Source organism: Kitasatospora brasiliensis (assembly GCF_032654805.1).
GTDB lineage: Bacteria > Actinomycetota > Actinomycetes > Streptomycetales > Streptomycetaceae > Kitasatospora > Kitasatospora brasiliensis.
The window spans coordinates 1,571,235-1,585,777 of record NZ_JAUOOW010000001.1 but is presented as its reverse complement, the minus strand read 5'-3'; the positions used below and the strand labels follow the sequence as shown (position 1 = coordinate 1,585,777).

Annotated in this window: 18 protein-coding genes; 15 read left to right on the top strand and 3 right to left on the bottom strand. The window is 71.5% G+C overall.

From position 1 onward, the window contains the following. The first annotated feature begins 11 nt into the window (after positions 1-11). The 11 genes from QWJ13_RS07285 (at position 12) to era (ending at position 7,739) form a co-directional block, all read left to right on the top strand. Positions 12-692 carry an RDD family protein gene (locus QWJ13_RS07285; protein ID WP_316521348.1) on the top strand — a complete coding sequence of 227 codons (681 nt, stop codon included), beginning with the start codon at positions 12-14 and terminating at the stop codon, positions 690-692. Positions 693-748: 56 nt separating this feature from the next. Beyond that, complete coding sequence (locus tag QWJ13_RS07280; RefSeq protein ID WP_316521345.1) at positions 749-1,102, top strand: histidine triad nucleotide-binding protein; 354 nt, start codon at positions 749-751, stop codon at positions 1,100-1,102. Between the two features lie 6 nt (positions 1,103-1,108). Further along, the gene (locus QWJ13_RS07275) at positions 1,109-2,032 is read left to right on the top strand and encodes a ribonuclease Z (RefSeq protein WP_316521343.1); all 924 of its coding nucleotides are present in this window, start codon (positions 1,109-1,111) and stop codon (positions 2,030-2,032) included. Positions 2,033-2,313: 281 nt separating this feature from the next. Beyond that, positions 2,314-3,345, top strand: coding sequence for a PhoH family protein (locus tag QWJ13_RS07270; RefSeq protein WP_316521723.1), 1,032 nt, complete (start codon positions 2,314-2,316; stop codon positions 3,343-3,345). A gap of 14 nt (positions 3,346-3,359) precedes the next feature. Beyond that, on the top strand, positions 3,360-3,854 hold the full coding sequence (ybeY, locus tag QWJ13_RS07265; protein ID WP_316521340.1) for an rRNA maturation RNase YbeY: 495 nt from the start codon (positions 3,360-3,362) through the stop codon (positions 3,852-3,854). A 20-nt stretch (positions 3,855-3,874) separates the two neighbouring features. Continuing rightward, the gene (locus QWJ13_RS07260) at positions 3,875-5,200 is read left to right on the top strand and encodes a hemolysin family protein (RefSeq protein ID WP_316521337.1); all 1,326 of its coding nucleotides are present in this window, start codon (positions 3,875-3,877) and stop codon (positions 5,198-5,200) included. A 33-nt stretch (positions 5,201-5,233) separates the two neighbouring features. Further along, complete coding sequence (locus tag QWJ13_RS07255) at positions 5,234-5,470, top strand: hypothetical protein (protein ID WP_316521335.1); 237 nt, start codon at positions 5,234-5,236, stop codon at positions 5,468-5,470. A 36-nt stretch (positions 5,471-5,506) separates the two neighbouring features. Next, complete coding sequence (locus QWJ13_RS07250) at positions 5,507-6,058, top strand: DUF4383 domain-containing protein (RefSeq protein ID WP_316521333.1); 552 nt, start codon at positions 5,507-5,509, stop codon at positions 6,056-6,058. A 22-nt stretch (positions 6,059-6,080) separates the two neighbouring features. After that, positions 6,081-6,434, top strand: coding sequence for a cytidine deaminase (locus QWJ13_RS07245; RefSeq protein WP_316521330.1), 354 nt, complete (start codon positions 6,081-6,083; stop codon positions 6,432-6,434). A gap of 119 nt (positions 6,435-6,553) precedes the next feature. Beyond that, on the top strand, positions 6,554-6,739 hold the full coding sequence (locus QWJ13_RS07240) for a hypothetical protein (protein WP_316521327.1): 186 nt from the start codon (positions 6,554-6,556) through the stop codon (positions 6,737-6,739). Positions 6,740-6,809: 70 nt separating this feature from the next. Then, on the top strand, positions 6,810-7,739 hold the full coding sequence (gene era, locus QWJ13_RS07235) for a GTPase Era (protein ID WP_316521324.1): 930 nt from the start codon (positions 6,810-6,812) through the stop codon (positions 7,737-7,739). Between the two features lie 40 nt (positions 7,740-7,779). Here era and QWJ13_RS07230 read toward each other — a convergent pair whose 3' ends face one another. Together QWJ13_RS07230 and QWJ13_RS07225 are read right to left on the bottom strand one after the other, a co-directional pair. Beyond that, a complete protein-coding gene (locus tag QWJ13_RS07230) occupies positions 7,780-8,046 on the bottom strand; it encodes a protealysin inhibitor emfourin (RefSeq protein WP_316521323.1) in 267 nt (88 codons plus the stop codon). A gap of 144 nt (positions 8,047-8,190) precedes the next feature. Continuing rightward, a complete protein-coding gene (locus QWJ13_RS07225) occupies positions 8,191-9,213 on the bottom strand; it encodes a M4 family metallopeptidase (RefSeq protein ID WP_316521321.1) in 1,023 nt (340 codons plus the stop codon). 353 nt (positions 9,214-9,566) lie between these two features. On the opposite strand from QWJ13_RS07225, the gene leuA reads away from it, so the two are divergent. The 4 genes from leuA (at position 9,567) to QWJ13_RS07205 (ending at position 14,012) form a co-directional block, all read left to right on the top strand. Further along, a complete protein-coding gene (gene leuA, locus QWJ13_RS07220) occupies positions 9,567-11,363 on the top strand; it encodes a 2-isopropylmalate synthase (RefSeq protein WP_316521319.1) in 1,797 nt (598 codons plus the stop codon). A gap of 238 nt (positions 11,364-11,601) precedes the next feature. After that, the gene (locus tag QWJ13_RS07215; protein ID WP_316521318.1) at positions 11,602-12,267 is read left to right on the top strand and encodes a TerB family tellurite resistance protein; all 666 of its coding nucleotides are present in this window, start codon (positions 11,602-11,604) and stop codon (positions 12,265-12,267) included. A gap of 163 nt (positions 12,268-12,430) precedes the next feature. Next, positions 12,431-13,177, top strand: a complete 747-nt coding sequence (gene recO / locus QWJ13_RS07210) for a DNA repair protein RecO (protein WP_316521316.1) — start codon at positions 12,431-12,433, stop codon at positions 13,175-13,177. A 4-nt stretch (positions 13,178-13,181) separates the two neighbouring features. Next, positions 13,182-14,012, top strand: a complete 831-nt coding sequence (locus QWJ13_RS07205; RefSeq protein WP_316521314.1) for an isoprenyl transferase — start codon at positions 13,182-13,184, stop codon at positions 14,010-14,012. A gap of 87 nt (positions 14,013-14,099) precedes the next feature. Here QWJ13_RS07205 and QWJ13_RS07200 read toward each other — a convergent pair whose 3' ends face one another. Continuing rightward, positions 14,100-14,510, bottom strand: coding sequence for a Fur family transcriptional regulator (locus tag QWJ13_RS07200; protein ID WP_316521312.1), 411 nt, complete (start codon positions 14,508-14,510; stop codon positions 14,100-14,102). Between the last annotated feature and the right edge of the window lie 33 nt (positions 14,511-14,543).

Sequence of the window (14,543 nt, the reverse complement as noted above, 5' to 3'; positions counted from 1 at the left end):
GGGGGAATCACATGGCGCAGGGCTACCCGCCGCCGCAGTACGGCCGGAATCCATACGGGCAGCAGCCGCAACCGCCCTACCAGCAGCAGCCGTACCCGCCGGCGCAGCCGTACCAGCAGCAGCACCAGGGGTACGCGCCGCAGCCGTACCCGCCGCAGGCGTACGCGCCGCAGGGCTATCAGCAGCCGTACCCCGGCCCCTACCGGAAGCAGGGCCCGGCGCTGCCGCCCTGCCCCAAGGAGGCGGGCGGCGGCCGGCGCTTCCTCGCGATCGTGCTCGACTGGCTGTTCGCGATCGGCCTCGGCTTCGTGGCCGCCAACGCCGCGAGCCGGCCGAAGACCACGCACGTGGCCGGCCACGCCGTGCAGAGCGGCGGCCCGGCGGTGCCGTACTTCGTGGCGCTGCTGGTGGTCGGCCTCGGCGCGTCCTTCCTCAACCAGGTGGTGCTCGCCCGGCTGACCGGCTTCAGCGTCGGCAAGGGGATCCTGGCGATGCGGGTGGTGCGCCGCAAGGGCGTGATGCGGCCCAACACCTGGCGGCTCACCAGGCGCTGGCTGATCGGCTTCGTGATCCTCGCGGTCAACCTGCTCACCGAGGACTACGACACCGACGAGGGCGACGTCGTCGGCGTGCGAGCGGTGCGTTGGAAGCACCTCCAGGAGTACCAGCAGGCCGTCGCCCGGCTCGGCTAGGCTGCGCCCGTAGGGCCCCACCCCACATCCGACGTACCGATCCCGAGGAGAGAGTCATGGCCGGCGAGCCGCAGCCCGACTGTGTGTTCTGCAAGATCGTGGCGGGCGAGATCCCGGCGACGGTGGTGCGCAAGACCGAGCGCACCCTCGCCTTCCGCGACATCGCCCCCAAGGCGCCCGTGCACGTGCTGGTGATCCCGCACGTCCACCACCCGGACGCGGCCGCGCTGGCCGTCGCCGAGCCGGAGATCGCCGCCGAACTGCTCGCCGAGGCGGGCGCGGTGGCCAGGGACGAGGGCATCGAGGACTACCGGCTGATCTTCAACACCGGTGCGGGCGCCGGGCAGACCGTCTTCCACGCGCACGTCCACGTGCTCGGCGGCAAGCCGATGACCGAGCGCATGGTCTGATCCCGGGTGTCCCAGCGCGAACTCGTCGTCCTCGGCACCGCCAGCCAGGTGCCCACCCGGCACCGCAACCACAACGGCTACCTGCTGCGCTGGGACGGCGAGGGCCTGCTGTTCGACCCCGGCGAGGGCACCCAGCGCCAGATGCTGCACGCCGGGGTCACCGCGACCCAGATCACCCGGATCGCGGTCACCCACTTCCACGGGGACCACTGCCTGGGCCTGGCCGGGGTGATCCAGCGGATCAACCTCGACCGGGTCCCGCACCCGGTCGACGTCTACTTCCCGGCCTCCGGCGAGGTCTACTTCGAGCGGCTGCGGCACTCCACCGCCTACCACGAGACGGCCGTGCTGCGGCCGCGGCCGATCGACGAGCCGGGGGCGCTGCCCGCGCCCGGCGCCCGCTTCGCGCTGGAGGCCGTCCGCCTGGACCACCCGGTGGAGTCCTTCGGCTACCGGCTGTCCGAGCCGGACGGCCGCCGGCTGGTGCCGGAGAGGCTCGCCGCGTTCGGGGTGCGCGGCCCCGCCGTCGGCCGGCTCCAGCACGAGGGCACGATCGAGGTGGACGGCCGCACCGTCGCCCTGGAGCAGGTCAGCGAGCCGCGGCCGGGCCAGAAGTTCGCCTTCGTGATGGACACCCGGATGTGCGAGGGCGTGCACCGGCTCGCCGAGGGCGCCGACCTGCTGGCCGTCGAGGCGACGTTCACCGACGCCGACGCCCGCCTCGCCGAGGAGCACGGCCACCTCACCGCCGGTCAGGCCGCCAAGGCCGCCGCCGAGGCCGGGGTGCGCACCCTGGTGCTGACCCACTTCTCCCAGCGCTACCCGGACCTCGGCCAGCACCTGGCCGACGCCCGCAAGCACTTCGACGGGGAGCTGGTGCTGGCCGCCGACCTCGACCGGGTGCCGGTTCCGCCCCGCCGCCCGGCGTGAACCGCCGGGGGAGCGCCATGGAAAAGGGCTCGCGCCGGACCGCGATCTGCCGCAGCATCGTCGGGTGCGGCCCCGCCGCCCGCCCCGGCGATCACGCTCGCGGCGTACCCTGGTGCCCCGGAGACACCGAGCGGCACACGACACCACGGATGGGATGAGGCAGGCCTCAGCGCCGACCCATGAGTGACACATCGCAGACCCGTACGAACGGACAGTCGCGCCCCGAACCGGCCGAGGACGGCCGTGTCAGCGCTCGGATCGTCATCCCCGAGAAGCACCCGATGGTCACCCTGCTCGGCGCCGCGGACTCGCTGCTGCGCGTGATCGAGCAGGGCTTCCCCGCCGCCGACATCCACGTGCGCGGCAACGAGGTGACCGCCACCGGAGCCCGGGCCGAGGTCGCCCTCGTCCAGCGGCTCTTCAACGAGATGATGCTGGTGCTGCGCACCGGCCAGCCCTTGACGGAGGACTCCGTGGAGCGCTCCATCGCCATGCTCCGCGGCCAGCAGGAGGACCCGGACAGCCCGGCGCCCTCCCAGGTGTTCACCGCGAACATCCTGTCCAACCGGGGCCGGACGATCCGTCCGAAGACCGTCAACCAGCAGCGCTACGTCGAGGCGATCGACAAGCACACGATCGTCTTCGGCCTCGGCCCGGCCGGTACCGGCAAGACCTACCTGGCGATGGCCAAGGCCGTCCAGGCCCTCCAGGCCAAGGAGGTCAACCGGATCATCCTGACCCGCCCGGCGGTCGAGGCGGGGGAGCGGCTGGGCTTCCTGCCCGGCACCCTCTACGAGAAGATCGACCCGTACCTGCGCCCGCTGTACGACGCGCTGCACGACATGATGGACCCGGACTCCATCCCGCGCCTGATGGCGGCCGGCACCATCGAGGTCGCGCCGCTGGCGTACATGCGCGGTCGCACCCTCAACGACGCCTTCATCATCCTCGACGAGGCCCAGAACACCTCGCCCGAGCAGATGAAGATGTTCCTCACCCGTCTCGGGTTCAACTCCCGGGTGGTGGTCACCGGCGACACCAGCCAGATCGACCTCCCGGGCGGCACCCGCAGCGGCCTCAAGGTCGTCCAGGAGATCCTGGCCGACGTGCCCGACATCCACTTCTCCGTCCTCACCAGCACCGACGTGGTCCGCCACAAGCTGGTCGGCCGGATCGTGGACGCCTACGAGCGCTGGGACGCCCGCCAGGAGGCCGAGGAGTTCTCCCCGGCGCCTCGCAAGCCGGCCCAGCGCCGGACGGGCAAGGCCGCGGCAGCCCGAGCACCCCGACAGTCCCATCGCACCGAAAGCTGAGCACACAGCACCTCATGTCGATCGACATCGCCAACGAGTCCGGTTGGGAGGCCGACGAGGAAGCCATCCTCGACGTCGCCCGCTTCGCACTGGACAAGATGCGGATCCACCCGCAGTCAGAACTGTCCGTGATCCTGGTGGACGGTGCGGCGATGGAGGAGCTGCACATCCAGTGGATGGACCTGCCCGGGCCCACCGACGTGATGTCCTTCCCGATGGACGAGCTGCGTCCCGGCAAGGAGGGCGAGGAACTGCCGCAGGGCCTGCTCGGCGACATCGTGCTCTGCCCCGAGGTGGCCGAGCAGCAGGGCAAGGCGGCCCCCTCCAAGCACTCGATGGACGAGGAGCTGCAACTGCTCACCGTGCACGGCGTGCTGCACGTCCTCGGCTACGACCACGAGGAGCCGGAGGAAGAGGAGGAGATGTTCGCCCTCCAGAAGCGCATCCTGGACGACTGGCGGGCCGGCCGCGGCCTCGGCGGCCTCTCGCCCGCCCCCACCACCCACTGAGCGCGGAGCGCTGAACCCCTGTGAGTGGTGAGAGTACGAGCTTCATCCTCGGCGCCGTGCTGCTCGTCGTGCTCGGCTGGCTGGCCGCGTGCGCCGAGGCGGGTGTCTCCCGGGTCTCCCGGTTCCGGGCGGAGGAGGCGGTGCGCAGCGGGCGGCGTGGTGCCGCGCGGATGCTGATCGTCGCCTCCGACCCGATCACCTACCTCAACCTGGCCACCCTGATCCGGGTGGCCAGCGAGATGGCGGCGGCCGTCCTGGTCACCGCGGTGTGCGTGCGCAACCTCCATCCGACGTGGCAGGCCGTGCTGTTGGCGTTCGGCGTGATGGTGCTGGTGTCCTTCGTGGCGGTGGGGGTCTCGCCGCGCACGATCGGGCGCCAGCACCCGCTCACCGCGGCGACGGCGGCCTCCTTCGTGCTGCTGCCGCTGGCGGCGGTGCTGGGGCCGATCCCGCGGCTGCTGATCCTGCTGGGCAACGCGCTGACCCCGGGCAAGGGGTACCCGGAGGGGCCGTTCGCCTCGGAGGCGGAGCTGCGGGCGCTGGTGGACCTCGCCGAGAAGGACGACCTGATCGAGGACGAGGAGCGCCGGATGGTGCACTCGGTCTTCGAGTTGGGCGACACCATCGTGCGCGAGGTGATGGTGCCCCGCACCGACCTGGTGATGATCGAGCGGCACAAGACGGTCCGGCAGGCGCTGACCCTGGCGCTGCGCTCGGGCTTCTCGCGGATCCCGGTGGTCGGCGACAACGAGGACGACGTGGTCGGCATCGTCTACCTCAAGGACCTGGTGCGCCGTACCCACATCAACCGGGAGGCGGAGGCCGAGGAGGTCGGCGCGGTGATGCGCCCGGCCGTGTTCGTGCCGGACTCCAAGGCGGCCGGCGACCTGCTGCGGGAGATGCAGCAGCGCCGTTCGCACGTGGCGATCGTGATCGACGAGTACGGCGGCACGGCGGGCCTGGTCACCATCGAGGACATCCTGGAGGAGATCGTCGGCGAGATCACCGACGAGTACGACCGGGAGATCGCCCCGGTGGAGGACCTCGGGGACGGTTCGTACCGGATCACCGCCCGGTTGCTGGTGGAGGATCTGGGCGAGCTGTTCGGCATCGAGCTGGAGGACGAGGACGTCGAGACGGTGGGCGGCCTGCTGGCCAAGCACCTGGGCCGGGTGCCGATCCCCGGTTCGTCCTGCGAGATCCCGCTGCCGGAGCCGGTCGAGGGCGGGCTGACCGGGATCCTGCTGACCGCCGAGTCCTCGGCGGGCCGGCGCAACCGGATCGGTTCGATGGTCGCCTCGCCGGTGCGGGCGGCCGGGGGAGCCGGGGAGTCGGCGGGCGAGTAGCGGGTGCGCGGTCGCCGAGCGACCATGGAGGGCATGACGCACAAACTTCGCGCGGAGTACGGCCCGCAGGGGGCGGCCGGCGGAGTCAAGTCCTGGCACGTGGTGCGGGACGAGGACCTGTCGGTGGCGCTCTGCGGCCGGACGATGTCCGACGACGCCGAGACGCGGCCCGAGGAGGAGTGGGGCACCGGGCTGCGGGGTTGCCAGCAGTGCGGTTCGCTCTACATGCACGAGACACCGCACATGCAGGGGACCCATCCGTACAGCTAGACCCGTACTGCTGGGGCGTGAGCTCTGGAGGTCGCCATGAAGCTGCAAGACACTCTGCCGCCCGTCGACCGCCGCCTGGCCATGGTGTGGCGGATCGGGGCGGGTCTCGGGGGGATCTTCCTGATCGTGTTCGGGATCCTGGGGCTGGCCGACCATCCCGGGTTCCTGGCCACCCACGGGGACCGGATCGCCGGGCTGTCGACCAACGGGGCGCTGAGCATCCTGTCCATCGTGGCGGGCGCGGTCCTGGTGCTCGGGGCGGTGATCGGCGGGAACTTCGCGTCCAACCTCAACATGGCGGTGGGCGTGCTGTTCGTGCTGTCCGGTTTCTACGGCCTGACGGTGCTCGGGCGGCCGGACGCGAACATCCTGAACTTCCGGATGTCGAACGTGCTGTTCGCGTTCGTCTTCGGGATCGTCGTGACGACCTTCGGGATGTACGGCAGGGTGAGCAGCCATCTGCCGCACGACAACCCGTTCTGGCGCAAGCGGATCTCGCACGAGGAGGAGATGCCGTCCGGTTCGGCGAAGACCTTCGTCAGGCTCCTCAACCCGAACCGTGGGCGGACCCATCCGGTCGGCCACTGAGGCAGGCCCTAAGCTCGGCGGCATGAGTGACATCGTCGAGCTCGACCCCGAAGACAAGAAGATCATCACCCTGGCCCGCTCGGCCCGCGCCCGCAACGGCGTGGCCGAGGGGGCCGCGGTGCGTGACGAGACCGGGCGCACCTATGTGGCCGGGACGGTCGCGCTGGAGTCGCTCCGGCTGAGCGCGCTGCGCACGGCGGTGGCGATGGCGGTGGCCAGCGGCGCCAAGTCGCTGGAGGCGGCGGCCGTGGTCAGCGAGGCGGAGCAGCCGGCCGCGGAGGACCTGGCGGCCGTGCGGGACCTGGGCGGGGCCGGGACGCCGGTGCTGCTGGCGGGCCCGGACGGGACGCTGCGGGTGGCCGCCGAGGCGCGCTGAGGCCCCCGGCGGGAGGCTGGGCGGGGGCCTGGGGGGGCCCTGTCCGTAGGGCATGGTCCCCGCCACCGTCCGGCAGATAATCTCACCGGGGGAGTGGACTCGGTGAGGGGGCTGGGGGCATGGGGGCGGTGGCGTTCTTCGCCGGGCTGCTGCTGTTCGTGATGGGGCTGGGGAAGTGGCAGGAGACCGGGTCGGACCTCTGGCTGTACGGCTCGCTCGGCTTCCTGCTGGTGCTGGTGGTGGTCTCGCTGATCCCCACCGGGGGCGGCGCGGGCAAGGCCGGCAAGGGCGCCAAGAAGGGCTGACCGGCCCCCCGGGAGCCCCCGGGGGTGGGTCGGGACGGCGGGGCTCCGGTGATCAGGGAGAATGGAGCCCATGAATGCCCCTTCCTCCTCGTACCGCTCCGGGTTCGCGTGCTTCGTCGGCCGGCCCAACGCGGGCAAGTCGACCCTGACCAACGCCCTGGTGGGGACGAAGGTCGCGATCACCTCCGACCGCCCGCAGACCACCCGGCACACCGTTCGCGGCATCGTGCACCGCCCCGACGCCCAGCTCGTGCTGGTCGACACCCCCGGTCTGCACAAGCCCCGCACCCTGCTCGGCGAGCGCCTCAACGACCTGGTCCGCACCACCTGGGCCGAGGTCGACGTGATCGGCTTCTGCCTTCCCGCCGACCAGAAGATCGGCCCCGGCGACAAGTTCATCGCCAAGGAGATCGCCGGGATCAAGAAGACCCCGAAGGTCGCCATCGTCACCAAGACCGACCTGGTCGACTCCAAGCGCCTGGCCGAGCAGCTCATCGCCATCCACCAGCTCGGCATCGAGCTGGGCTTCGAGTGGGCCGAGATCATCCCGGTCTCCGCGGTGGGCGACAAGCAGGTCGAGCTGGTCGCGGACCTGCTCACCAAGCTGCTGCCGGAGGGCGACCAGCTCTACCCGGAGGGCGACCTCACCGACGAGCCCGAGCAGATCATGGTCGCCGAGCTGATCCGCGAGGCCGCGCTGGAGGGCGTGCGGGACGAACTGCCGCACTCGCTGGCCGTCGTGGTCGAGGAGATGCTCCCGCGCGAGGGCCGCCCGGCGGACCGTCCGCTGCTGGACATCCACGCCAACGTCTACATCGAGCGGCAGAGCCAGAAGGCGATCGTGATCGGCGCCAAGGGCTCGCGGCTCAAGCACGTCGGCACCACCGCCCGCAAGCACATCGAGGCGCTGCTCGGCACGCCGGTCTACCTGGACCTGCACGTCAAGGTCGCCAAGGACTGGCAGCGCGACCCGAAGCAGCTGCGCAAGCTGGGCTTCTGAACCGTCCCCTCCCGCAAGGGAGTTGATGGTCTCCCTGGGGCTAGGCGCCTTCGCGCAGCACCAGGGAGACCAGCTCGCGCTGCGAGTCGCTGAGCTTCGGGTCGGCGCAGTACACCGTCCGGCCGTCGACGGTGATCTCGTAGTGGAAGCCGTCCGGCACCCCGTACGAGGGCGCGCGCAGCCCGCCCGCGACGGCCTCGCGGGCGAGGGCGTGGACGTGCGGGGCGTCCGTGCGGTCGGCGGTGTCGATCTCCGCCTGGCGGACGATCCCCGCGAAGCCGCCGGTCCGGGTCACCTGGATGCGCATGGTGCCCATGGTGCTACCAGGGGAGGCGTTTTGCCGGGGTTTTCCCGGACCGTGACCTCAAGCCCGTCTCAACCCGGCCTCAACCCGGCCTCAACCGCCCTTCGGCCGGGCCCCGGTGGCGTCCGGGGCCCGGCCGGGCGATCGTCACCCCGGGCTGACGCCGACCTGCGCCCAGGAGGCCGTGACGGTGTCCGCGACCGACTGGTCGCCGGGGTAGCGGGCCTTCGCGGCGGCCACGGTGGCCCGGGCGAAGGCGGTGAAGTCGGCGTCGGCGGCCAGCGCGCCCCCGGTCAGCGCGTCGTACCAGATCCGCCCCGCGCGCTCCCAGGCCGAGCCGCCGAGCGCGGTGGCCAGCAGGTAGAACGCGTGGTTGGGGATGCCGGAGTTGATGTGCACCCCGCCGTTGTCCTGGGGGGTGTCCACGTAGTCCCGCATGTGCGCGGGCTGCGGGTCCTTGCCGAGCTGCGGGTCGTCGTAGGCGGTGCCGGGCGCCTTCATCGAGCGCAGCGCCACACCCTGGACGCCCGGGGCGAGCAGCCCGGCGCCGATCAGCCAGTCGGCGTCGGCGGAGGCCTGGCGCAGCGCGTACTGCTTGACCAGCGAGCCGAAGACGTCGGAGACCGACTCGTTGAGCGCGCCGGGCTGGTCCTGGTAGTCCAGGCCGGCGGTGAACTGGGTGACGCCGTGGGTGAGTTCGTGGCCGATGACGTCGATGCAGGCGGTGAAGTCGCCGAACACCACGTTGTCGCCGTCGCCGAACACCATCTGCCGGCCGTTCCAGAAGGCGTTGTCGTACCGGCGGCCGTAGTGGACGCTGGCGTCCAGCCGCAGGTTCCGGTCGTCGATGGAGTGCCGGCCGAAGACGTCGGCGTAGAGCGCGAAGGTGGCGCCGAGGCCGTCGTAGGCGTGGTTGACGGAGGCGTCGGAGGAGGCGCCCTGCCCCTCGGTGCGCACGGTGCGGCCGGGCAGTCGCTGGCCGTGGCCGCTGTCGTAGACCACCCGGCTGAGGCCGGCGACGCCGGCGACGGCCGGGGGCGGGGCGATGCGGGCCGCGCGGTGCGCGGCGTCGAGGGCCAGGGAGTGGACGGCGGGTTCGTGACCGGCCTCGGCGAGGTGGTCCAGGACGTACGGCGGGACGATCGTGCAGATCGCTACTGCGGCAGTCATGTGGCCCAGGGTGAGGCCTCGATGACCGGTTGTCACCACCTTTTGCACGACGGGCCGCGTCTCAAGGAGTGGAACGGAAGCCCGGATCACTTCGGGGGCGCGCGGGGCTGGGTTACGCTGGGGCCATCATGCGCAACGGGCTGCTTCTTCTTAGCTGCCGCGTCGAGGGCCTGTAGTCCACTGGGGCCGGCACCCTCGCCGCGGGGAACGAGCTGTGCGCGCGATCGGCGATCCGACGGTGTAGCGCGAGCCGCAGCCGAAGCCGGCCAGTCGGTGTCCATCCGGTGTCGAACCGGGTGACGACCATCCCCGACCCGCCCGCACCACGCATCACAGGAAGCCGAGTCACCTCCATGACCGAGCAGATCCCCGCCTCCGCCATCCCCGCCGGCCGCCCCTTCGTGGACCGCCCCACCCCGATCACCGCCGCCGCGGTGCGCCAGCGGCCCTCGGGCATGCGGTACGGGCGCTACCTGCCGTTCGGCACCGTCGACCTGCCGGACCGCAGCTGGCCGTCCCAGGTGATCACCAAGGCGCCGCGCTGGCTGTCCACCGACCTGCGGGACGGCAACCAGGCGCTGATCGACCCGATGTCCCCGGCCCGCAAGCGGATGATGTTCGACCTGCTGGTGAAGATGGGCTACAAGGAGATCGAGGTCGGCTTCCCCTCCTCCGGCGCCACCGACCACGCCTTCGTACGCTCGCTGATCGAGGAGGGGGCGATCCCCGAGGACGTCACCATCTCGGTGCTGACGCAGGCTCGCGAGGAGCTGATCGAGAAGACCGTGGAGTCGCTGGTCGGCGCCCCGCGGGCGACCGTCCACCTGTACAACGCGACCGCGCCGCTGTTCCGCCGGGTGGTGTTCCGCAACGACAAGGCGGCCACCAGGGCGATCGCCACCGAGGGCACCCGGCTGGTGATGGAGTACGCGGAGAAGCTGCTGGGCGATGACACCGTCTTCGGCTACCAGTACTCGCCGGAGATCTTCGTCGACACCGAGCTGGACTTCGCGCTGGAGGTCTGCGAGGCGGTCATGGACGTCTGGCAGCCGGGGGAGGGCCGCGAGATCATCCTGAACCTGCCGGCCACCGTCGAGCGGGCCACCCCGAACGTCCAGGCCGACCAGTTCGAGTGGATGTCGCGCAACCTGTCCCGCCGCGAGTTCGTCTGCCTGTCGGTGCACCCGCACAACGACCGGGGCACCGCCGTCGCCTCCGCCGAGCTGTCCTACATGGCGGGCGCCGACCGCATCGAGGGCTGCCTGTTCGGGCAGGGCGAGCGGACCGGCAACGTCGACCTGGTGACGCTGGGGATGAACCTGTTCTCGCAGGGCATCGACCCGCAGATCGACTTCTCCGACATCGACGAGGTGCGCCGCACCGCCGAGTACTGCAACCAGATGGAGGTGCACCCGCGCCACCCGTACGCCGGTGACCTGGTGTACACCTCCTTCTCCGGCTCCCACCAGGACGCCATCAAGAAGGGCTTCGACGTCCTGGAGGCGGACGCGAAGGCGGCGGGCGTGCCGGTGGCGGAGCACACCTGGGGCGTGCCGTACCTGCCGATCGACCCGAAGGACGTCGGCCGCACCTACGAGGCGGTCATCCGGGTCAACAGCCAGTCCGGCAAGGGCGGCGTGGCGTACGTGCTGAAGAACGACCACAAGCTGGACCTGCCGCGCCGGATGCAGATCGAGTTCTCCCGGATCATCCAGGCCAAGACCGACGCCGAGGGCGGCGAGGTCAGCCCGGCCGAGATCTGGGGGGTCTTCGAGGACGAGTACCTGCCGACCACCGGCAACCCGTGGGGCCGGATCTCGCTGAGCGGCTCGCGCACCCTGACCACCGAGGACGGCCGGGACGCGCTGACCGCCGAGGCCGTGGTGGACGGCGTCCCGGTGACCCTGACCGGTACCGGCAACGGCCCGGTCTCGGCCTTCGCCGACGCGCTGGCCCGGATCGGCGTGGACGTACGCGTCCTGGACTACGCGGAGCACGCGCTGAGCGAGGGCGGCGACGCCCAGGCCGCCGCGTACGTGGAGTGCGCGGTGGACGGCAAGGTGCTGTGGGGCGTCGGCATCGACGGCAACACCGTGCTGGCCTCGCTGAAGGCGATGATCAGCGCCGTCAACCGCTCGCAGCGCGGCTAATTCGAACGGGTGGTATGCGAAGGGCCGTCCCGCGGGGCGGCCCTTCGCCGTCCCCACCTGCCGTTGTGGCCTGCGCCACATTTTTTCGAATCGGAAGCCGTTCGAGGTACTGACACGTGCCGGTAACCGTGGCAACATCGACCCACCGGAAAGCCGGGTCGGTGGGACGGCTCGGTGTCCGGTCGCGTGACCTGCCCAGTGTCGAGCAGGCCGCCTGCCATGTCTGGGGAGTGGCGCCGTGACCAGGTTGTGGGGTGTTCGCCCGCGGTGGCGGACTGACGTTCTCGGTGACTTCTTCTGCCCGGGCTGCGGCGGGGACCGCAACTACCGCCGGCAGCACGGCCGGCGGTGGCTGCGGTTGCTCGGTACCCCGGTGCTCCCGCTCGGCCCGGTGATCGGCAGCGTCCAGTGCACCGGCTGCCACGGCAGGTACGGCGTCGAGAGCCTGGAGCAGCCCACCAGCGTGCGCCTCGGCTCGATGCTGCGCGACGCCCAGTACACCATCGCCCTGGCCCTGCTCGCGGCCGGCGGCACCGCCCACCGGGCGGCCCGCGAAGCGGCCTGCGCCACGGTGCGCGAGGCCGGGTTCGAGGACTGCGGCGAGGCCCAGGTGCTGGCCGCGCTCGCCGCGCTCTCCGGCCTCGGCGGCGAACTCTACGACGCCCACGGGATGTCCGGCGGACTGGCCGTGGAACTGCACGCGGTGCTCGAACCGCTCACCCCGCACCTGGCCCACGCCGGGCGCGAGCGGCTGCTGCTCCAGGGCGCGGCGATCGCGCTGGCCGACGGCCGCTACCTGCCGCAGGAGCGGGAGGCGCTGGCCGCGGTCGGCTGCTGCCTGGACCTGCCGCAGGCCCGAGTCGGCGCGCTGCTGGAGGCGGCGACCAGGGCGCCGTACAAGTAGCACTCCCGGAAGACCCCGCAGACCACCTCCGAATCCCCCACAACGGGCCAGGACTCCCCACCCGGGCCCGCCGTGACCCGCACCGCAGCGGCCTCCCCCACGGCCCCCGGTGCGGGCAACACGGCTGTCCGGCGCCGGGGGCGGGTGGGGGACAATGGTCCCCATGAGTCTTTTCCGGGACGACGGCGTCGTGCTGCGGGCGCAGAAGCTCGGCGAGGCCGATCGGATCATCACCCTGTTGACCCGCCACCACGGCAAGGTGCGGGCGGTCGCGCGCGGGGTGCGGAAGACCAAGTCCAAGTTCGGCGCCCGCCTGGAGCCGTTCTCGCACGTGGACGTCCAGTTCTTCAGTCGGGGGAGTGAGCTGGTCGGCCGCGGGTTGCCGCTCTGCACCCAGGTGGAGACCATCGCGCCGTACGGCGGCTCGATCGTCACCGACTACGGCCGGTACACGGCCGGCACCGCGATGCTGGAGACGGCCGAGCGCTTCGCCGAGAACGAGGGCGAGCCGGCCGTCCAGCAGTACCTGCTGCTGGTGGGCGGGCTGCGCACGCTGGCGGCCGGGCTGCACGAGTCGCACCTGGTGCTGGACGCCTTCCTGCTGCGCTCACTCGCGGTGAACGGGTACGGCGCGAGCTTCACCGACTGCGCCAAATGCGGCCTGGAAGGGCCGAACCGTTTCTTCTCCCTCCCCGCGGGCGGGGTGCTCTGCGGGGACTGCCGAGTACCCGGATGTGCCGTACCCTCCCCTGAGACACTGGTACTGCTCGGGGCGCTGTTGTCAGGGGACTGGCGGACGGCCGACGCCTGCGAGCCCCGGTACTGGCGGGAGGGCAGCGGCCTGGTCGCGGCCTACCTCCAGTGGCACCTGGAGCGGGGCATCCGCTCGATGAGATACGTGGAGAAGTGAGCACATGGCAGCGCGACGGCTCTTCGGCGGCGGCAAGCAGAGGGCCTACGCCCCCCCGACCCCGCACCCCAGCGGCGCACAGCCCCCGAAGCTCCCCGGCGAGCTGGTCCCCCAGCACGTCGCCATCGTGATGGACGGCAACGGCCGTTGGGCCAAGGAGCGCGGTCTGCCCCGCACCGAGGGCCACAAGGTCGGCGAGTCCGTGGTGCTGGACGTCCTCAAGGGCGCCATCGAGCTCGGGGTCAAGAACATCTCGCTGTACGCGTTCTCCACCGAGAACTGGAAGCGCTCGCCCGACGAGGTGAAGTTCCTGATGAACTTCAACCGGGACGTCATCGCCCGCCGCCGCGACGAGATGGACGCGATGGGCGTGCGGATCCGCTGGGCGGGCCGGATGCCCAAGCTGTGGAAGAGCGTCGTCCAGGAGCTCCAGGTCGCCGAGGAGCAGACCAAGGGCAACGACGCCGTCACGCTCTACATGTGCGTCAACTACGGCGGCCGGGCCGAACTCGCCGACGCGGCGCAGGCGATCGCCCAGGACGTCGCGGCCGGGAAGCTCGACCCGAAGAAGGTCAACGAGAAGACCCTGGCCAAGTACATGTACCACCCGGACATGCCGGACGTGGACCTGTTCCTGCGCCCCAGCGGCGAGCAGCGCACCTCCAACTTCCTGCTCTGGCAGTCGGCTTACGCCGAGTTCGTGTTCCAGGACGTGCTCTGGCCGGACTTCGACCGCCGCGACCTGTGGCGGGCCTGCGAGCAGTACGCGATGCGCGACCGGCGCTTCGGCGGGGCGATCCCGAACGAGGTCGGCGCGCTGCCGTCGCCGCGCTGACGGCCGTACGCGCAACGGAAAGGACCCACCGGGCAGTTCCCGGTGGGTCCTCTTCGTCGTACGAGCCCGTCGCGTACGGGCCTGGGCTCACATCTTCTTGGCGCACTCCGCGCAGGTCCCGAAGATCTCCAGGGTGTGCGCGATGTCGCTGAAACCGTGTTCGGCGGCGACCGAGTTGGCCCAGCGCTCCACCGCGGGGCCCTCCACCTCGACGGTGGCGCCGCAGTGCCGGCACACCAGGTGGTGGTGGTGCCCGCTGCTGCACCGGCGGTAGACCGCCTCGCCGTCGGCGGTGCGCAGCACGTCGACCTCACCGGCGTCCGCGAGCGATTGGAGCGTGCGGTACACCGTGGTCAGACCGACGGAGTCCCCGCGGTGCTTGAGCAGGTCGTGGAGCTCCTGGGCGCTGCGGAAGTCCGCGATCTCGTCCAGGGCCGCCGAGACGGCGGCACGCTGCCGGGTCGAGCGGGCGCGCGGCGACGGGCCTGCGGTGGTCACCGTGGGTCCTCCTGGGGTCTTGGGCGTCTCGCA